General features: G+C 70.8%; 17 protein-coding genes. 6 read left to right on the forward strand and 11 right to left on the reverse strand.

Annotation, left to right across the window (positions count from 1 at the left end):
• The first annotated feature begins 201 nt into the window (after positions 1-201).
• Positions 202-900, forward strand: a complete 699-nt coding sequence (locus B6G06_RS08035) for a demethylmenaquinone methyltransferase (protein WP_080463462.1) — start codon at positions 202-204, stop codon at positions 898-900.
• On the forward strand, positions 897-2,312 hold the full coding sequence (locus tag B6G06_RS08040) for an isochorismate synthase (RefSeq protein WP_080463461.1): 1,416 nt from the start codon (positions 897-899) through the stop codon (positions 2,310-2,312). The genes B6G06_RS08035 and B6G06_RS08040 overlap by 4 nt, the downstream gene beginning before the upstream one ends.
• A 27-nt stretch (positions 2,313-2,339) precedes the next feature.
• Here the strand turns inward: B6G06_RS08040 and B6G06_RS08045 are convergent, their stop codons facing one another.
• From B6G06_RS08045 to B6G06_RS08060, 4 genes are all read right to left on the reverse strand, one after another.
• A complete protein-coding gene (locus tag B6G06_RS08045; protein WP_081171833.1) occupies positions 2,340-3,731 on the reverse strand; it encodes a S1C family serine protease in 1,392 nt (463 codons plus the stop codon).
• 244 nt (positions 3,732-3,975) lie between these two features.
• Positions 3,976-5,781 carry a 2-succinyl-5-enolpyruvyl-6-hydroxy-3-cyclohexene-1-carboxylic-acid synthase gene (gene menD, locus B6G06_RS08050; RefSeq protein ID WP_081171834.1) on the reverse strand — a complete coding sequence of 602 codons (1,806 nt, stop codon included), beginning with the start codon at positions 5,779-5,781 and terminating at the stop codon, positions 3,976-3,978.
• A gap of 37 nt (positions 5,782-5,818) precedes the next feature.
• Positions 5,819-6,934, reverse strand: coding sequence for an o-succinylbenzoate synthase (locus B6G06_RS08055; RefSeq protein ID WP_080463458.1), 1,116 nt, complete (start codon positions 6,932-6,934; stop codon positions 5,819-5,821).
• A gap of 276 nt (positions 6,935-7,210) precedes the next feature.
• Positions 7,211-8,590, reverse strand: coding sequence for an arginine deiminase (locus B6G06_RS08060; RefSeq protein WP_229657860.1), 1,380 nt, complete (start codon positions 8,588-8,590; stop codon positions 7,211-7,213).
• A 49-nt stretch (positions 8,591-8,639) separates the two neighbouring features.
• Here B6G06_RS08060 and B6G06_RS08065 point away from each other — a divergent pair, with 49 nt between their 5' ends.
• Both B6G06_RS08065 and B6G06_RS08070 read left to right on the forward strand, forming a co-directional pair.
• The gene (locus B6G06_RS08065) at positions 8,640-9,764 is read left to right on the forward strand and encodes a 1,4-dihydroxy-2-naphthoyl-CoA synthase (protein ID WP_081171835.1); all 1,125 of its coding nucleotides are present in this window, start codon (positions 8,640-8,642) and stop codon (positions 9,762-9,764) included.
• Positions 9,765-9,802: 38 nt separating this feature from the next.
• Positions 9,803-10,378: a YagU family protein gene (locus B6G06_RS08070; RefSeq protein WP_081171836.1), complete on the forward strand. Its 576-nt coding sequence runs from the start codon at positions 9,803-9,805 to the stop codon at positions 10,376-10,378.
• A 76-nt stretch (positions 10,379-10,454) separates the two neighbouring features.
• On the opposite strand, the gene B6G06_RS08075 is transcribed toward B6G06_RS08070, so the two are convergent.
• The 3 genes from B6G06_RS08075 to B6G06_RS08085 form a co-directional block, all read right to left on the reverse strand.
• Positions 10,455-11,324, reverse strand: a complete 870-nt coding sequence (locus B6G06_RS08075) for an anti-sigma factor (protein WP_081171837.1) — start codon at positions 11,322-11,324, stop codon at positions 10,455-10,457.
• Positions 11,321-11,896: a sigma-70 family RNA polymerase sigma factor gene (locus tag B6G06_RS08080; protein ID WP_080463454.1), complete on the reverse strand. Its 576-nt coding sequence runs from the start codon at positions 11,894-11,896 to the stop codon at positions 11,321-11,323. Before B6G06_RS08080 ends, B6G06_RS08075 begins: the two co-directional genes overlap by 4 nt.
• A gap of 75 nt (positions 11,897-11,971) precedes the next feature.
• Positions 11,972-13,666 (reverse strand): cytochrome c biogenesis protein CcdA, encoded by a 1,695-nt coding sequence (locus B6G06_RS08085; RefSeq protein WP_081171838.1) that lies wholly within the window; start codon positions 13,664-13,666, stop codon positions 11,972-11,974.
• A gap of 201 nt (positions 13,667-13,867) precedes the next feature.
• On the opposite strand from B6G06_RS08085, the gene B6G06_RS08090 reads away from it, so the two are divergent.
• Complete coding sequence (locus B6G06_RS08090; protein WP_080463452.1) at positions 13,868-14,077, forward strand: hypothetical protein; 210 nt, start codon at positions 13,868-13,870, stop codon at positions 14,075-14,077.
• A gap of 166 nt (positions 14,078-14,243) precedes the next feature.
• On the opposite strand, the gene B6G06_RS08095 is transcribed toward B6G06_RS08090, so the two are convergent.
• Together B6G06_RS08095 and B6G06_RS08100 are read right to left on the reverse strand one after the other, a co-directional pair.
• On the reverse strand, positions 14,244-15,191 hold the full coding sequence (locus tag B6G06_RS08095; protein ID WP_080463451.1) for a 1,4-dihydroxy-2-naphthoate polyprenyltransferase: 948 nt from the start codon (positions 15,189-15,191) through the stop codon (positions 14,244-14,246).
• Positions 15,192-15,300: 109 nt separating this feature from the next.
• Positions 15,301-16,617, reverse strand: coding sequence for an AMP-binding enzyme (locus B6G06_RS08100; RefSeq protein WP_081171839.1), 1,317 nt, complete (start codon positions 16,615-16,617; stop codon positions 15,301-15,303).
• Positions 16,618-16,699: 82 nt separating this feature from the next.
• Here B6G06_RS08100 and B6G06_RS08105 point away from each other — a divergent pair, with 82 nt between their 5' ends.
• Complete coding sequence (locus B6G06_RS08105) at positions 16,700-17,083, forward strand: PLD nuclease N-terminal domain-containing protein (protein ID WP_081171840.1); 384 nt, start codon at positions 16,700-16,702, stop codon at positions 17,081-17,083.
• Positions 17,084-17,128: 45 nt separating this feature from the next.
• Here B6G06_RS08105 and B6G06_RS10645 read toward each other — a convergent pair whose 3' ends face one another.
• Positions 17,129-17,818 carry a zinc transporter gene (locus tag B6G06_RS10645; RefSeq protein WP_164505212.1) on the reverse strand — a complete coding sequence of 230 codons (690 nt, stop codon included), beginning with the start codon at positions 17,816-17,818 and terminating at the stop codon, positions 17,129-17,131.
• 149 nt (positions 17,819-17,967) lie between these two features.
• A complete protein-coding gene (locus B6G06_RS10100) occupies positions 17,968-18,672 on the reverse strand; it encodes a DUF6318 family protein (protein ID WP_125898905.1) in 705 nt (234 codons plus the stop codon).
• Between the last annotated feature and the right edge of the window lie 267 nt (positions 18,673-18,939).

The following is an 18,939-nucleotide window of genomic DNA, read 5'->3' on the forward strand; positions in this document are numbered from 1 at the left end:
CCATCCCAAGGATGCCACCTGCGGAATCGCAACGATTCGAGCACTTTCCTGTGACTGGCGACAAGTGATCAGACAAGCGAATTACGTCCGCCGCTCGTATCCAAATGCCGCTTTTCCTAGGACCAGGGTCCCCCATGGCGTCCCCGCTCGCGCCGGCCGGCGCGAGCGGGGACGCCGGCGACTTCCTGGAATGATGGGGCCATGAGCCGAGCCTCCCTCTCCAAGGACCCCCGCGAGGTCGCGGGCATGTTCGACGCGGTCGCGCACCGCTACGACCTCACCAATGACGTCATGAGCCTGTGGCAGGTGCGCATGTGGCGACGGGTCACCCGGGCCGCCGTCGCCGCCCGCCCCGGGACGCGGATCCTCGACCTCGCCGCCGGCACCGGCACCTCGGCCGCGGAGTACGCGGCCGAGGGGGCCGACGTCATCGCCTGTGACTTCTCCCCCGGGATGGTCGCCGAGGGGAGGCGCCGTCACCCAGGCATCGAATTCGTCGAGGGCGACGCGATGGACCTGCCCTTCGCCGACGGATCCTTCGACGTCGTCACGATCTCCTACGGGCTGCGCAACGTGCAGGACACCTCTACGGCCCTGCGCGAGATGGCGCGCGTGACCCGGCCGGGCGGGCGCCTGGTCATCGCCGAGTTCTCCTCGCCCGCCCGGCGGGCCTTCCGCACGGCCTACCGCTTCTACCTCGGCACGGCGCTGCCGGCCCTGGCCCGCCTCGTCTCGTCGAACACCGAGGCCTACGACTACCTGGGCGAGTCGATCCTCGCCTGGCCCGACCAGCGCGCCCTGGCGGCGCTCATGCAGGAGGCCGGGTGGCGCGGCGTGGGCTACAAGAATCTGTCGGGCGGGATTGTCGCCGTCCACCGGGCCACCAAGCCGCGGCCGTGAGCGGTGCCGCGCCCTCCCGGCGCCCCGGGGCGCCGCGGCCGCTGGTCCTCACCGCCGCCGAGGCGGCCGCGCGGCCCCCGCGCCTGTCGTTCCTGACCACCGCGCTGCCGCCCGGCGCCCTCAACGGCACGCCGCTGCTCGACCTGCTCACCGGGCGCGACGACGTCGTTTCCTGGGTTCACGAGGGACGGGGCCTCGTGGGACTCGGCCGGGCGCTGGTCCTGGGCGCGCGGGGGGCGGGACGCATCGAGGAGCTGCGCCGCGCCTGGCGGGCGACGGTCTACGCCTCCTGGTGGCGCGATCCATTGGTCCGTCCGGGCACGGGTCCGGTAGCGGCGGGGACGATCGCGTTCTCGGACCGCTCGGCGGCCGATTCCGTGCTGCTCGTGCCGGAGGTGATCGTGGGTGCCGATGAGAGCGGGGCCTGGATGACGACTGCGGTCGGCGCCCCGGGAGGCGGCGCGGACGGGGGCGGCGGAGAGCCCGCGGAGCACCCCGACCATGGCGCGCTCCTCGCGGACCTGCTGGAGGCGGCATCGGCGGCCCCCGCTGCGAGCAGTCGCGGGAGCGCCGTCGCCCAGGACTCCCTGGACGACGCGAGCTGGCGCGCGGCCGTGGCCGCCACCTGCGAGCGCATGCGCGCCGGCGAGGCCCAGAAGGTCGTCCTGGCCAGGGATGTGCTGGTCACTCCCGGTGAGCCCCTTCCCACGGGGACGATCCTGGGGAGGCTGGGGCGGACGTACCCGTCGTGCTGGACCTTCGCCGTCGATGGGATGGTCGGGGCCTCGCCGGAGATGCTGCTGCGCCTGGCCGGCCGGAGGCTGACGAGCCGGGTGCTGGCGGGCACGGCTCGGCGTCATCCGGGCGACACCCCGCGGCGCACCGCCGAGCTGGCCGCCTGGCTGGAGGGCTCGGCGAAGAACAACCGGGAGCACGCCCTGGCGCGGGCCTCGGCGATCGAGGCGCTCATGCCACTGTGCTCGGTGGTGGAGGCGCCCGAGCGCTTCCTCCTGGAGCTGCCCAATGTCCTGCACCTGGCCAGCGATATCACCGGGGTCGTCGCGGGCAACGCGGGAGCCCTGTCCCTCGTGGGGGCCCTGCACCCCACCGCCGCGGTCTGCGGGACGCCGCGCGAGGCGGCGGGCCGGATCATCGAGGAGGTCGAGGGCATGGACCGCGGGCGCTACGCGGGGCCGGTGGGCTGGGTGGACTGGCACGGCGAGGGCGAGTGGTGCATCGCGCTGCGCAGTGGCTCCATCGCCGCGCCCGGCGGACCGGTGAGGGTCTTCGGGGGCGGCGGGATCATGCCGGACTCCGATCCCGACGATGAGCTCGCCGAGACCCGCGCGAAGATGCGTCCCATGCTCGGCGCCCTCGGCGCGCTCCCTATACCCGAGACCGGTCGAGAATAGGAACGAGACCGGTCTCGGCGACGAGGGTCAGGAAGTCTTCTCGGCGAGAGTGACCTCGATCTGCTGTGACTTGCCGCTGCGGACGACCGTGAGCGTCACCTTGTCCCCCGCCGAGTACTGGCGCACGAAGCCGGTGAGCGCCGCGGCCCTGCTAGTGACCTTGTTGTTGATCCCCGTAATAACATCGCCCTGTTCAAGGCCGGCGTTGGCGGCGGGGGAACCCTGCTCGACGCTTCCGACTTTCGCGCCGGTGCGCAGGACGCCGCCGGCCTCGGCACTGCCGTCGCCGATGCTCACCCCCAGATAGGCGTGCGAGGCGCTCCCGCTGCTGATGAGCTGGTCGGCGACCTTCTGAGCGAGCTTGACCGGGATAGCGAAGCCGATGCCGATCGACCCGGCCTTCTCGCCCGCGGAGCCGGAGCCCCCCGTCGAGGCGATCGAGCTGGTGATGCCGATGACCTTGCCGCTGCCGTCGAACAGCGGCCCGCCGGAATTGCCGGGGTTGATCGCGGCATCGATCTGGATGGCGTTGGTGTAGACCTGCGACGTGGGCTTCTGATCCATATCGAGCAGGCCGCCGAGGCCTCCCTGCTGCGGGGCCTGCTGGGGCTGGTCGAAGTTCCCGAAGGAGTCGCCGGTGTCCTCCTGGGTGGTGACCACAGGGCGGTCGAGCGCCGAGATGATACCGGTGGTCACCGTGGAGGACAGGCCCAGCGGATTGCCAATCGCCATAACGCCCTGGCCGGTCACGAGGGAGTCCGAGTCACCGATCTGCGCCACGGTGAGGTCGCTCGGCGCGTCCTTGATCTTGATGACGGCCAGATCGGTACTGGCGTCAGTGCCGGCGATGTCGGCACCGTAGATGCGCCCGTCGGCAAGGGTCACCATGATCTTCGAGGCGCCCGCGACCACATGCTGGTTCGTGAGGATGTGCCCCTGGGAGTCGTAGATGACACCGGAGCCGACGGCGCCGCTCTCCCCCACGGACACCGTGATGGAGACGACCGAGTTCGACACGGCGGCGGTGACGGCCTGCCAATCGGGGATCGTCCCCTGGGAGGTGACTGTCTGCGTGGTGGAGCCGGTCGCCACGGGGATGGGGCCGTTCGAGGAGAGGGCGCCGTCGGCGCCGTAGCGGACGGCGGCGAAGGTGCCGCCGGAGGCGAGCAGGGCCGCGGCGGCGGTCATGCCGACCATGGCCCCCCAACCGGGCCCGCGCCGCTCTTTCGTCGGGGTCGCCGGAGAGACGGGGAACGCGCCGTCAGCAGCGCCCGTGGCCATGGGCGCCCCGAAAGCATCGGCAGTGGCATCGGAGCCCGGGCGGGAGTCCTGCTCGAAGTTATAGCCGGCGGGGGCGGTTGGGCCCGCGGCCCCGCTCTGGACGTGGGACTGGCCGTTCGACTCGTCGTAAGTGCTCATGCTCTCCTCCTCGGGGCTCGTCCCCATTCATCTGTGCCGGCTGCCGGACAAGCCGACAGGGCCGTGCCGCTCCTCATTCCCGCTCCTTGCGGTCGGCCCGTGCGATGAGCTCCCCGAGCGGAACCCAGCGGCGGTCGCCTGGTAGGCCGTAGCATCATATGTCATCGCATCGAGGGGTCCGGCGATCGAGGCGTCGATCGGTGCAGCAGCGGCGTTCAACGGCCATCGGGCGCAGCAGCGCCCCTCAGCGCTCATCAACAGGAGGGCACGGGACCCTGACCACGCTCGATCCGCGCACGGGCTGAGCCATGACGCGCTCGAGCGAATCCCGGTCGGGGGCCTCGATCACATCCACGCCCAACCCTCGGGCGATATTGGCCACATCCGCGCGCTGCGGGGTGGAGAACAGGCGGCTGAATCGCTTCGGCCCCGGCACCCCCGCGTACTCCAGACCCTTGAAGATGGAGCCACCGGCGTCATCGAGGACGATGACCTGGAGGTCGGGCTCGCACTCGAGCTCGCCATGGCCGAGCGACATGGCGTCGTGGAGGAAGGCCAGGTCGCCCATGAGCGCGCGCACCGGCCTTCCCGAGGCGAGCGCGAGGCCGCCGGCGGTGGCGATCGTCCCGTCAATACCGGCCAGGCCCCGGTTGGCGACGGCGGTCGGCGCGGGCGCGCCCACGGGCGCGAGCCGGTCGAGGCGGCGGATCGTCATCGATGAGCCGACGACGAGCAGAGGGGCATCGGCACCCGCATGATCGAGGGTGCAGGACTCCCAGACGGTGAGGGCGGCTTCGTCCGCCGTGAGCATCGCCCCTCGGGGATCACCGGGGGCGGCGACGGCGCCCCCCCATGGTCCAGAGAGCGGGCTGAGGGCCGCGACGGCACTCGTCCAGTCAGCCGCCCAGGATGGCCCTGCCCGGTCGAGGAGGCCCGCGATCCGCGCCGCCTGATCCTCCAGGCCGTCGGGGGTGCCGGCGGGCTCAACGTCGATAACTCGCCGCGCGGTCCCGGCGACGTCGGTGATCCTGGCCCGATCCGCCAGGATGCTGATCCGCACATCGTCGCGGGCGAGGAGGGCGCTGACGGGGCGGCTGAGGCTGGGGTGACCGACGACGAGGAGGCTGCGCGCCCGCCGCGCCAGATCGCGCCCGCCGCGAGTGGCGAGCAGCTCCGCGTAGCGGGACTGGGCGGTGGCACCGTGGCGGGCGCCTGAAGTCGGTTCGGCGAGGAGCGGCCACCCGAGGCGCTCGGCCACTCGGGCGGCGAGGGCGCCGAGAGCGGGGTCCGGGCAGTCGCCCGCGATGATGAGACCTGGGGCGCCTCCCCCCTCGTCCACGACGTTGGCTGGCGCGCCAGGAGCCTCCCAGACGAGCCGGGGCGCGGGGGCGGCGGGCTCTTTCGCGGGGCCTGCGTATGCGGCACGCGGGCGCGACTCCCCCAGGATGGTCCCGTCGCCCGGCGTGAGCGGCGGGCGGAATCGGGCGTTGATGTGGGCGGGGCCCGGGTCGCGGGTCAGCGTCCCGGCGGCGGCGAGAACGGCCCTGCGGACCTGCCCGGTGATGGCCGCCCGCCCGGCCTCCTCACCCAGTCCGGCCGGGCCGGGGGCCGTGAGATCGGCGGGGATATCGGCGGTCGCGCGCGGGGCGAGCGCGAAGATGCCCGCCTGCGCGGTGGTCTGGTTGGCGCCGGTGCCCACAAGTTCGTGTGGGCGGTCGGTGGAGATGACGACCAGCGGGATGCCGGCGGCATCGGCCTCCGCGAGTGCCGGGTGGAGGTTGGCCACTGCGGTGCCGGAGGTGGTCACGACGGCGGCGGGGGCGCGCCGGCCCTCCAGGATGGCCGCGCGGCTCATGCCCAGGGCGGTGAAGCCGGCACTGCGCTCGTCCAGGACGACCCGCAGGCCCAGGAGCCCGGCGGCCTCCGCCTCGGCCAGGGCGTAGGCCATGGGGGCGGATCGCGATCCGGGACTGAGGACCGCCCAGCGGACACCCGTGGCCACCAGGGCCTCCACGATAGCGGCGGCAGCGGTGAGTGAGGGGGGCTGCATCGGTCCTCGGCTTCGTCGTGAGCGCCGTCGGCGCCGGTCAGATCGGGAGGCCCCCGACGGCGCTCGAGGCGTCGCGCGCCTCCCGCTCCCGCCGGGCGGCCAGGGCCCCGAGCATATGGGTGAAACGGGACTGCCACTGGGAGACGGTCTTCTCGCCGGCGAGCACGGCTCCGAGGATCGCGTTGGACAGGTGGGGCGCGCGCACCGCGAGGGATCCGCCCACGGGGACGGCGGAGGGCACGGCGACGTCGCGCGAGAGCAGGCGGATCGTGCCCAGCCCGCAGGCGCGCCCGAGCACGGGCAGCGCCGCGGCCAGCCGGGCGCCCTCGGATAGGCCGATGGTCGTGTCCAGGGAGGAGGAGACGACGGCGGGCAGCCCGAGCCGCTCGGCCATCGCGAGGGCGCGGGTGACCCCGCCCAGGGGGGCGACCTTGAGGATCGCCAGGTCGGCTGCCCGCAGGCGGGCAACGGCGAGGGGGTCCGGGGACAGGCGGATGGACTCGTCGGCGGCGATCGGCACGATGAGGCGCTTGCGCAGCGCGGCGAGGTCGTGGACGTCGGCGCAGGGCTGCTCCACGTACTCCAGGCCCCCCGCGGCGCGGTCGAGGATGGGGATGTGGCGAGCGGCGGCGTCGAGGTCCCAGCAGCCGTTGGCATCGATGCGGATGCGGCCCTCGGGACCGAGGGCGTCCCGAACGGCCTCGAGCCTCTTGATGTCCTTGCGCATGGAGTCGCGCCGCCCGGCCACCTTGACCTTGGCGGTGCGGCAGCCCGAGGCGGACACCATCTCACGGGCCCGCTTCTCCCCCACCTCGGGGACGGTCACGTTGACGGGGATGTGGGTGCGCACGACGGGGTGCTGGGGGGCGGGGGCCCCTCCGGGCCCGATACCGGTGGAGGTCTCGAGGGCCGCGGCGAGCCACGGCGCGGAGGCGTCGGCGTCGTAGTCCCAGAAGGGGGCAGCCTCGCCCCAGCCCGCGGGGCCGTGGAGGAGGACACCGTCACGACGCGTCAGACCGCGGAAGCGGTTGGTCAGGGCGATATCCCAGACGACGATCCTGTCGATGTCAGCCAGGAGGCCGGTGCGGTCCTTCTGCCGGAGAGCCCCCAGGTCGAGCTCTCCGCGGATCCGCGCATGGGAAATGGGAGTCACGCCCCCAGGATAGCCAGAGCTCAGCGTTCCCAAGCTCGCCCTCCTTGCGGGAACAGGGAGGCGCAGGTCATGGAGGGCACTGCGGTGTTGCGCACCGGACCGGCTCCAGCCGGGAGCCCCACCCCCGTGCGGAGCGCGGGAACCCATGGCCTCCTTACTGCCGCTGCTGGCCGATTCCCGCAGTCCGGGCCCGGTGCCGTTGTCACCGACTGGTGCGAGCAGGACGTACCAGTCGGTGCGAACGGCGCCGCTCAGCGCGGAAGGCGCACCGCCCCATCACACGGCATCGCGGGTGAGAGGGCAGGTCATGCAGTGTCCGCCGCCGCGGCCCCGGACGAGTTCGACACCGGGGGTCTCGATCACCTCGACGCCCGCGGCGCGCAGGGCCTCATTGGCCCGCCGGTTGTGGGCATAGCCGATGACGAGGTTCGGGGCGAGGGCGACGACGTTGCAGGAGTCGCGCGCCAGCTCGCGCAGCGCCTCCGCCTCGTCGGTCATATCAGGGCTGATGATGCGGAAGGAGTCGATGCCGGCCGCCCGGGCCAGGACCTGATCCATCTCGGATCCATCGTGAATGGTGACCCTGAGCGCGGGCGTCGAGGAGCCGTGGGCAGGGCCGGGCTCGATCTCCACGGTGGTGACGTCATCGAAGCCCGCGAAACGCAGGTAGGTGTCCGGGGCGACCATCGACATGAGAGTGTCCAGATGCATGACGGCGTCGAGCTCGGTGTAGAAGGCGCGGTCGGGCATGTGGACGCCGATGACACGATCCGCGATGCCGTCGGCGAAGAGCCTGGAGGCCAGGCGCTCGACGCCCGCGGCGGTGGATCGGTGGGAGAGCCCCACGACGAGCGTCCGATTGCCCATCACCTGGATGTCACCGCCCTCGACAGTGGCGCGCGTGGCATGGTGCGGGGCGCCCCAGAGGGCCGCCCGGCCGGCGATGACCGGGTGGTAGCGGTACACCGCCTCGTAGTTGGCGGTCTCACGACGACGGGGGGCCAGGGCCATCGGGTTGAGGTGGCAGGCGCCGTACATCCACGAGGAGGCGTCGCGTGTGAACAGGTGGTTGGGCAGGGGGGTGATGACGAACTGCCCCTCGAGGGTGGACAGGAAGGTGGTGGCGAACAGGGTCCGGGCATCGGAGGCGTCGAGGCGGTCGCGCAGCTCTGCGCGGGTGAGGCCCGCGAGGAGGATCTCGGCGAGCTCGGCGTCGGGCAGGCCGGAGAGGCAGGCGGTGAGCACCTCGGAGGTGGACAGACCGACCGCCTCGGGGCCGACGGCCTGCTCCAGGACGAGGGCCCGGGCCTCGGGCACGGCGAGGGACTCGGCGAGCAGGTCGCGGAAGTCGTGGACGATGACGCCGTGCTCCCGCAGGATCGCGGTGAGGGCGTCATGCTCGGCCTGGGCGAGCTCGATGTCGAGGGCGTCGTCGAACAGGAGACTGTTCGCGTTGATGGGCGTCAGGCGGGAGGCCTCTGCGCCAGGCCGGTGGACGATCACCTCGCGCAGCCGACCGACCTCGGAGTCGACCCGCCCCCCGCCCTGGTTGGCGGGGATGGTCTGGCGACGGTGGGCGGGACCCGCCGCGGACGCACTCGCGAGCGGGGTACCCGGGGTCGCGTGAGGCGCGGCACCGGCCTGGGACTCTTTCATGACCCCAGCGTAACGGTGCCCCGCTCGGCACTCGCCTACCCTGATGCCCATGACCGCCGTATCGCCCTCACCGGACCCGTCAGCCCCCTCGGCGCCGTCGGCCTCGTCGGCCTCCGGCGCGCCCGCCCCCGTCCATCACACGCCCCGCCGCGTCTCGGAGATCTTCGATCCCCTGCGCTGGCGAGAGGTCGAGGGCTTCGGCGCGAGCGAACTCACCGACGTCACCTACCACCGCGGCTGCGAGCGGGACGCCGACGGCGCCTGGCTGCGGGATCTTCCCGTGGTGCGGGTGGCGATCGATCGCCCCGAGGTGCGCAACGCCTTCCGGCCCCGCACCGTCGACGAGCTCGCCGCAGCGCTCGACCACGCGCGCATGAGCGGCGATGTCGGCGCCGTCATCCTCACAGGCAACGGCCCCTCCCCGCGCGACGGCGGCTGGGCCTTCTCCTCGGGCGGGGATCAGCGCATCCGGGGCCGCGACGGCTACCTCTACGAGACCGATGACGGCACCGCCCACGCCAGTGGTGCCGCCGCGGCCTCCCATGGCCCATCGCCGTCGGGGGCCTATTCCCATGAGGCCGATGTGGCGGCGGCTCGGGCCCACGCGGACACGGCCCGGGCGGGGCGCCTGCATATCCTCGAGGTCCAGAGGCTCATCCGCATGATGCCCAAGGTCGTCATCGCCGCGGTGAGCGGCTGGGCCGCCGGCGGCGGGCACTCGCTCAACGTCGTATGCGACCTGTCGCTGGCCTCCCTCGAGCACGCGCGCTTCAAGCAGACCGATGCGAACGTGGGCTCCTTCGACGCCGGCTACGGCTCGGCGCTGCTGGCCCGCCAGTGCGGGGACAAGCGCGCCCGGGAGATCTTCTTCCTCGCCCGCGCCTATGACGCCCGCGACGCCGAGCGCTGGGGCGTGGTCAATGAGGCAGTGCCCCATGCCGAGCTGGAGGAGCGGGCGCTGGAGTACGCGGCCATCGTGACCTCGAAGTCGCCCCAGGCGATCCGCATGCTCAAGTACGCCTTCAACATGGCTGACGACGGCCTGGCCGGCCAGCAGGTCTTCGCCGGGGAGGCCACCCGCTTGGCCTACATGACCGATGAGGCCGTCGAGGGGCGGGATGCCTTCCTGGCGCGCCGCAAGCCGGACTGGTCCCCCTTCCCGTACTACTTCTAGGTAGATTCCGATCACACATCAACCAAGGAGATCTCCCCATGTCATCACTGCTCACAAGGACCGATCCGGCCCGTCGCCGCATCGGCACGGCGATCATCGTCGGCCTCATCGGCGGCTTCTTCTCCGCCATTGTGAAATTCGGCTGGGAGGTCCCCTTCCCTCCCCGTACCCCGGGAATTCGCTCGGAGACCAATCCCCCGCAGTCGATGCTGGAGTGGTTCGGCATGTCCCATGACACCTCGCACGCCACAGTGACCTTCAATAACAACCCGGCGCCGATCATGTCCTTCATCGTGCATTTCGGCTTCGCGATCGTGTTCGCGCTCATCTACTGCGTCATCGCCGAGTACTACCCCGGCATCAAGCTCTGGCAGGGCGCCGCCTTCGGCATCCTCGTGTACGTGGGCGCGCACGTCGTCGTCATGCCGCTGCTGGGCTGGGCGCCGAGCCCCTTCCCCTGGGTCGCCGGCGCGCAGACCTGGTCCGAGCACTTCTCGGAGTTCTTCGGGCACATCATCTGGCTGTGGAGCATCGAGGTGGTGCGCCGTGATATCCGCAACCGAATCACGCATGAGCCCGATGCCGAGGCGCCCCTGACCGAGGGCGCCCGTTGATACTCCTCCTCGCATGGGCGCGGCCCCGGTACCGGATCGGTACCGGGGCCGCGCCAGTGCTCGCGCCAGGCGCCTCTCAGGCGCGGCCGGTGGCGGACGACGACGGCGAGAAGGCCGGGCCGCTCGTCCCGGAGGACGCTCCCGCCCCATCGCCGCCCTGCCCGCCGACGGCGAGGACCACGAGCGGCGTCGCCGTCGGCTGGGAGGAGCCCCCAGCGGGCTCGGCCGTGATGAGAATGCGCTGCCCGGGCCTCGGCGTCATGGGGAGGAGGGTGAAGGTGGTGCCCTCATCGGGGGAGTAGGCGCCCAGCGAGGTGGTGCCCGAGGAGGGGTCCTCCAGCCATATCTGCAAAGTGGTCCCGCCGACGGGGGCGGGCATCGCCGCCGGGAGTGACAGGGCCGTCATGGACATGCCCTCGCTCCAGGTCAGCGTGGCCACATGCCCGTCGGGCATGGTGTCGGTGACGCGCCGGACGTCCTGGGCCTCGTTGAGGTGGGCGTAGTCGACCATCGGGGTCACGTGTTCCATGGCGGTGTCATGGCCGCCGTCGTAGCCCGACTCGTAGCCGCTGCCGTACCCAGCGCCAAAGCCCGCGGCTATGAGCACAAGGGCGGCTGCCGCCTGAGTCATGTAGCGCCAGGCGCGGCGGCGGCGCAGGGCGATGACGGGGGCGAGCGCCTCGACACCGTCGGCACCGGGACCGGGACCGGGGGAGGCGCCCGCACACCCCATTTCCGGGTGGGCACCGGGCGCCTGGGCGGACCCCTCCTGCTCGATGCCCTTGATCCGCTCCAGGAGCTCCGCGCGCATCCCGGCGGGCGGCTCGACGGGGGCCAGCGATGCGCCGAGGAGGGCGGCGGTCTCACCATCGAGGAGCGCGCGGAACTCCTCATCATCGGCATCAGGTCGTCCTACCGCGCTCATGTCCTCTCCTTCCCTGCTCATCGTGGTTCTCCTAGGTGTGTTCTCATCTTGGCCATCCCATCCCGGATGCGGCTCTTGACTGTGCCCAGCGGCACACCCATCCGCTTGGCGATCTCGGTGTGGGTGAGGCCCGTGAAGTAGGCCAGGGCGATCGTCGTGCGGTGGGGCTCCCCGACGGTGTCAAGGGCCTCGCGGACCCTTCCGGCCTCGATCCGCTCCTCGACCTCGGCGAGCGTGACATCGGCATCGGGCAGGTAGGCCTGCCAGGCATCCTCGCGATCCCTCGCGGCCTGGGCCGAGCGGACCCGGTCGATGGCCCGATGACGGGCCATGGTGACAAGCCAGGCCCTTGCCGTCCCCCTCGAGGGATCGAAGGAGGGCGCTCGGCGCCAGGCCTCGAGCATGACCTCCTGGAGGACCTCCTCGCTCTGCGCGCGGTCGATGACGATGCGCATGATGAGGGCGAGGAGGCGCCCCGCCCAGGCGTCGTACAACTCGGCGAAGGCCTGCTCTTCCCCCTGGGCAACACGTGCCAGGAGGGCGTCGACCTCGTCCCCGCGCTCAGTGTGCCGATGCTTTTCCACACTGCGCATCGTACGGGCCCGGCGGGGCGCCTCCTCATCGCTGCCCCTCCTCTCTCTCCTATTCGCAGCCGGGGACTGCACCCCTCACCCGAAGGTGAAGGAGTACAGGGAGACCCCCGGGTCAACCGTGAGCTCCAGCCGCCCCGATGAGGGCTCGGCCATGCTCACAAGCTCATTGGCGTTGGGCGTTCCGGAGATACGGATCGTCTTCTCCTCACCGCCGTCGTTCCTCCAGGTGATACTGCCCTCTCCGGAGGCCACGAGGTAGACGTGCGCGCCCTTCCAGGATAGGCGAAGGCCTCCTGGGGCGCCGTCGGGGATGATCTTCTGGCCCTCGACCACCCAGGAGCCGTCCAGGGAGAAGGTGCCGTCCTTCTGCTCGGCCGGGAAGGCGAAGGACGCTGCGCCCGGCTTGAGGGCCCCTCCGGCGAAGTACCGGGCCCGGTCCGAGCCGAGGTAGGTCTCGGGGCTGCGCGCCGTGGAGACATCGGGGGTGTTGTCCGCCGCGGTGAAGATGGGCTCGGGGAGCTGGACGGAGGGGTTGGCCTGCCTGAGCAGCTCGCGGACGAGCCTTTCGGTGGTCTCCTCACCGCCCTCGCCGAACTTCACATGACGCAGCTGCCCGGTGGCGTCCACGAGATAGTGGGCCGGCCAGTAGTGGTTGTCGAACGCGGTCCAGGTGGCCAGGTCGGAGTCGACGGCGACAGGGTAGGTGATCCCGAGTTTCCGGGCTCCTTGACGAACGTTGTCGACCTCCTTCTCGAAGGCGTACTCCGGGGAGTGGATGCCCACGACCTGTAGGCCGAAGTCCTTGTAGGTCTCGTAGAGCCGCTCGATGCCGGGGATGGAGCGCTGGCAATTGATGCAGGAGTAGGCCCAGAAGTCGTAGAGGTGCACCTTGCCCTCGCGGTCGGCGGCGGTCAGGGCCTGCTCGCCGGGGGTGTTCAACCAGGCCCTGATGCCGGTGAGCTCCGGGACAGTGCCGCAGTTCGCCAGGTGATCGGCGCCGTCGACGCAGCCCCCTCGGCCCTGGGCGACCTGGCGGGTGGAGTTGAGGGCCTTATCCGTCTTGGCCTGGAGGGAGGCGGTGTAGTCCGGCAGGGAGCGCTGGACGACGGCGGGCAGGTCGGTCACCAGGGCGACGGCCAGGAAGATCATCATGGCACCCGCGGCGATGCGCACGCCTTTCTGGCGCGTGCGGAAGGCCTTGAGGCGCTCGGTGATGCCGCGGCCGGCCAGGGCGAAGAAGAGCAGGGGGAGGGCCGTGCCCAGGCCGAAGGAGACGGCGAGGGCGACCGTGTCGGCGCCGATCCTGCCGGTGGAGCCCGCCACGGAGACGGCGGCGAGCACGGGGCCGGCGCAGGGCACGTAGGCGGTTCCCAGGACGAGTCCGAGGAGGAATCCGTTCGTGGGGCGCTTGCCGCCCCCCAGGCTCTGGAAGTGCGCGAAGGGGCGCTCGATGATCTCCATGACCTTCGGGATGATCATGGCGACGCCGATGAGGGCGAGGAGCACTACACCGGCCCAGCGCAGCGTGTCCTGCGGGAGGCCCAGCAGGTTGAGCAGCGTGGAGCCGATGAGGGTGAAGGTGGTGAAGCTCAGAACGAGGCCGCCGACGACGAGGTAGGGGTGCAGGCGCGAGGGGGCCTTCCCACCCTCGTCCTTGGCGCCCTGAGCGCCGCCGGACAGGAGGATGACGGGCAGGACCGGCAGGATGCAGGGCGATATGCCCGTGATGAGGCCTCCGAAGAAGCCGATGAGGACAAGACTGATGAGCATCTGGGCTCCTACCATGTCGATGCGGTTGATTCATCCCCTGTTCGGGGCCGGGCGGTCGGCGGATCTGTGGAATGACGATGAAGTCGACATGACGAGCATCACATCTGCCGATCCGATCCGGCAGCGCCCCGGCCCCGAACGAGGGATGACGGCTCGCCACGAGGCGAACCCAACCTTGAATCTTCGTAGAGGAGAACACTCATGCACATTCGCACCGCTCTCGCGGCCGGCCTCATCGCCGTTTCCGCCGTTGGCATCGCCGCCTGCGGCTCGTCCAGCGACTCGAAGAACACCAAGCCCGCCGCGACCGCCAGTGCCGACAAGATGAGTGACGGCAAGATGTCCGACGGCAAGATGTCCGACGGAAAAGACAAGATGAGTGACGGCAAGATGTCGGACGCGACGAAGTGACCCCCGCGATGAACGCGGAGTAGAGGCCCCCTCGGCGCTGCCCCTGAGTTGGGGAGAGGGCCGCGCCGAGGGCTCACTTACCTCACGGGCGGCCGACCGCATCACGATGCGGTCGGCCGCCTTCCTCCATGTGAAAAGGGATAAGGGCGCCGTCGTATACGGAGCCTCACGTCCCCACGATGAGGAAGGCCAGCCCGATGACAATGCCGTAGACGAGCTCGTACTGGCCCGCGGCGCGCAGGGCGCCGATGAGCTCACCCCCGGTGGCCCCGGCGCTCACAGCGGTCGTGGCGCGCCAGGAGAAGGGGAACACGACGACGAGGGGGCAGACGACATCGATGATGGCCATGGCGTCCCAGGCGCCGCCGACGGCGATATGCGCCCAGGCGAGCGATCCGCCGGCGATGAAGACCGGCATGAACACCATGACCATGTACGCGCTGCGGGCGCGGGAATCACCGAGGCGCACGGCCAGCGTCCTCTTCCCATGGGCGGGATCGGTGTTGATGTCGCGAAGGTTGTTGACCATGAGCAGGGAGCAGGCGATGAGACCGATTCCGCAGGCGGCGAGCCAGAGCCATCCGGGCACGGCCCCGCCCTGGACATAGGCGGTGCCGCAGGTGGCCACGATCCCGAAGAAGATGAAGACGAAGACCTCTCCCAGGCCGGCGTACCCGTAGGGGCGGGGGCCGCCGGTGTAGAACCAGGCGGCGGCCACGGCGGTGACGCCGATGCCGATGAGCCACCACTGCCCCGTCAGGACCACCAGGGCGAGTCCGAGAGCCGCGGCGATCCCGAAGCAGACGAAGGCGGCGAGCTTGACGGTGCGGGGCGGCACCCGCCCCGAGGCGGTCAGCCTCGGCGGCCCGGTGCGCTGATCATCCGTGCCGCGCACGCCGTCGGAGTAGTCATTGGCGAGGTTGCAGCCGATCTGGAGAGCGAGGGCGACGCCCGCTGCGAGCAGTGTGCGCAGCAGGGAGCCGGTGCCCAACGAGGTGGCGGCGCCGGCGCCCAGGAGAACGGGGGCAACGGCAGCTGGCAGGGTGCGCAGGCGCACGATCTCCGCCCAATTGGTGGCGCGGACGGGCGATGCCTGGTGGGCTGGTCTGCTCATGGGGTCCTCTCGGGGGGATGCGCCTAAGAGCCTATCGCGGGCGGCCGTCTACCCCCACGGCGGGCGGGCCGCGCGGGAGTGCCCGCCTCAGGGCCCCTGCGGATCGGGATCAGTCGCCTGGCCGGGAGGCCCCCGGCCGGCTGGGGCCGGCCAGGAGGGCGGCAACGGCGCGCCGGTCGGGCTTGCCGGGACCGCGCCGGGGCAGCTCGGGCACGACGACGACGCGCTTGGGGGCCCTGGCGCCCGGCAGGGCGGCGCGCGCGGCGGAGCGCAGGGCCTCGGCATCCAGCGCTCCGCCCCCTGTGGGCGCAGGCACGACGGCGGCCGCCACGGCGCTCCCCCACCGGGCATCGGGGATCCCGACGACGCAGGCCTCCCCGACCCCCGGCAGGCGCAGGAGAGCGGCCTCGACCTCGCGGGGGTCCACCTTGATGCCGCCACTGATGATGACGTCGTCGAGGCGCCCGAGGACTGAGAGGCGACCGTGCCCGTCGAGGCGCCCGCGATCGGAGGTGAGCAGGAGGGGCCGCCCGTCACGGGCGGTGAAGCGCGAAGAGGGCTCCTTGGCCCCGGACTCGATGGGAGGCTCGCGGTGGGCGTATCCGAGGGCGAGAACGGGGCCGGCCAGGGCGATGCGCCCCGCGCCGGTGGCGTCGGGGTCCTCGATGGTGGCGGTGACGCCGTCGAGGGGGGCGCCATCGTAGACGCAGCCGCCACCGGTCTCGCTCATCCCGTAGGTGGTGACGACAGGAATGCCGGCGCCGCGGGCCCGGGCGAGCAGGGCGGCGCTGGCGGCGGCCCCGCCGAGGAGGACGGCACTGGCTCGGGCCAGGGCGCGGGAGCAGTCGGGATCCGCCAGGGCGCGCAGGAGCTGAGTGGGCACGAGGGAGAGGTAGACAGGGCCGCCGCTGGAGGCGAGGGCGCGGGCGAGTCCGTCAGTGAGCGCGCCGGTCGTGAACCCGCCGGTGGCGTTGACGACGATGGGCTCGGTCCCGGCCACGATCGAGCGCACGAGGACTTGGAGCCCGGCGACGTGGTGCGCGGGGAGGGCGAGGATCCAGGTGCCGGGCCCGGCCAGGCGCGCGTGGGTGGCACGGGCTGAGGCGGTCAGCGCGGTGGCGCTCATGGCGATGAGGGAGCCGGTGCCCGTGGTGGAGCCGGAGGTGCGCAGGAGGACATCGGCGCGGGAGGCGGGACCGGCCGGGTCGAGACGGCGTGCGAGATCGGCGCAGACGCGGGCCTCATCCTCATGCGGGGAGATGGGGACGAGTAATGGGCGGGCGGCGCCGGGCCCTGGAGCAGTCGCGCAGGAGGCGGGACGGGAGGTTTCCAGGGCGAGCAGAGGGACCAGGGCGGCCCGGAGCCCGGCGACGGCGTCCGGGTCGGTGCCGCCGCGCAGGAGGAGGGGGGCCGGGCGCGCGCTCACGGAGGCATCCTCGCACCGCTCGCCCCGCCGCGTCGCCCGGACTCGGCCTGCCCGCGGTCGACGACTCGGATATGGTGGAGGTGTGCGCGCCGTTCTCATCGTCCTCCTGTTCGCCCTGGCGATCTACGCGGTGCTGGACTGCGCCCGCACACCGGGCGAGGACATGCCCGCGCGGCTCCCGAAGCCCATGTGGCTCCTCATCATCTTGGCCCTCACCGGCGTGGGGCCGATCGCGTGGATCATCACCTCGCGGGTGAAGGCCGCTGAGGAGCGTGGGGGTGTCGTCGAGCCCAACCTATGGTCCTCGCGCGAGGGCGTGGAGTTCCGCCGTCCTGAGAGGCCACGGCCTCTGGGCCCGGATGACGATCCGGAGTTCCTGCGAAACCTGGAGCGGGACATCCGCCGGCGCCGCCGCGATGAGGGTGAGGGCGATGACGCCTCCCCCTCTTCCTCCACCACCCCATAACCCCTCCCTATACCCGAGGTCGGTTGTTGTTGGGGGTGGGGTGGGTTAGTGGTGGTGTTGGGTGTCGTTGGTGAGGTAGGGGGTGAGGCGGTGGATGGTTAGGGGTGGGGTGGTTTGGGTGGTGGTGATGTAGCCGGTGATGGGTTTCCAGTTGGTGGTGTTGGTGGGTTTGTATCGTGCGGTCCAGGTGGTGGTCAGGGTGATGGTGGTGTTGTTGTTGGTGGTGGTGTATTGGTGGGTGATGGTGTGGTTGGGGTAGGGGTGTCCGGGGTCGGTGGTGGTTGTGGTGGTGTTGTCTCCCCAGTTCCAGGTGTAGGTGGTGGGGGTGGCTTCGATGTCGATGGTGGTGTTGGCTATGGTGGTGGTTAGTGTGCGGGTGGCGGGGTTGGTGTGGGCGATCAGGGGCATGTGGAGCAAGATGGTGTTCCCGGGTGGTTGTAGGGTGATGCCTGAGCCGTCGACGATGAGGGTGGCTATGTCGTGGGCGGTGACGATCAGTGGTGGCGGTGTCGTGGTGGCCGGGTCGGGTGCGGGTGCTGTGGGGCGTGTGGGGGTTGGTTGGAAGCGGCATGCACCGGTGTCGTTGCCTTGGGGGTCCTGCCCATCGCAGATGAAATCGCCTTCGATGGGCGCGCTCTGGGGTTGGGCGGCCGAGACCACCACCTGCCCCCCACCCCCGCCGGTCTCACTGTCCGACGAAGAGGGGTCTCCTCGAACAATCACCTCCTCTGTCATTAGCGAATGAGCAATGATAGTATTTCTAGAACCATAAATGTCGAATTCCCTTAGGGTGTCTTCGCCGCTATTTTCAGGCCCTGCACCAGCAGGAGAGCATGGGGCCAAGAATAGGTGAGAGGCCACAAGGGGTGCCATTATTTTCGCTATCATTCTGTGGCCACCTCTCCGATGTGCCAAGAATTGTCATAGTATCGCAATGCGAAGAGAATAGTATTTTCTCCTGCCGATTCTGTCGCAACTTTCCCATCCTCTTTAATGGATGTTGACTCGGTGCTCGTCACGACGGCCCTGACTCCACAGTATTCCTTGCCCGTTCCTGGGGTGATGTATTCGATGTTTGTGATTTTTTGGGTCCAGGGGTTGATCCAGCCGCCTTTGCTGTGAAGATCGGTTATCGCATTGATCACGGAGGCGCAGAATGTGCATCTGTCTTCGCTCATGGCTGCTAGGTCGGTGGTGTCGCCGGTGATGAAGGCGTAGCGGTAGAGGGCCAGGAAGTGCACGGCGGAGTAGACGGCGCCTTGTTGGGTGTTCTCGGTGGCTTCGGTGGGTTTGACTGGTTTGGGTGCGGCCAGGGCGGTGGCGCGTTGGGCTTGTAGTTCGGGGCTGAGCGAGGCCGGCGCGCTGGTGGTTGGTGCCGTGGTGGTGGTGAGGTGGGTGGGTGGGGTTCCACCGGCCTCAGGCGGGGCGGGGGTCTTGGCGCAGGCCGCCAACAGCCCCGACGCCAGGGCGCCGCACGCCAACAGGACCAGGGCGATACAGCGGCGGACGTCGCTGGGACGGCGGCGGCGCCATCGAGGCTCTGCGACGCCGGCGGCGCGGATCAGCAAGAGGCAGTGCACGGGGGTCATGGGCTCTGGGGCCTTCCAAGAGGGGACAGCAGGCGGACATGGACCAATGGACCAGGGTGGTGGTTCGAGGCCCCAGGTCGGCCCCAACGACAGCAGCATCGCCGTCGAACCCCAACCCTAAAACCCCACCCACCCCCACCACCAGAGCCCACCACCAACCTGTGGAAAACCCCCACCCATCCCACCCAGCAACCAACAACCAACCCCACCCCTCACAACAACCGGTCTCGCCCCTCACAACAACCGGTCTCGATTCAAGGGAGAGAG

This window comes from Actinomyces gaoshouyii, assembly GCF_002076915.1.
Lineage (GTDB): Bacteria > Actinomycetota > Actinomycetes > Actinomycetales > Actinomycetaceae > Actinomyces > Actinomyces gaoshouyii.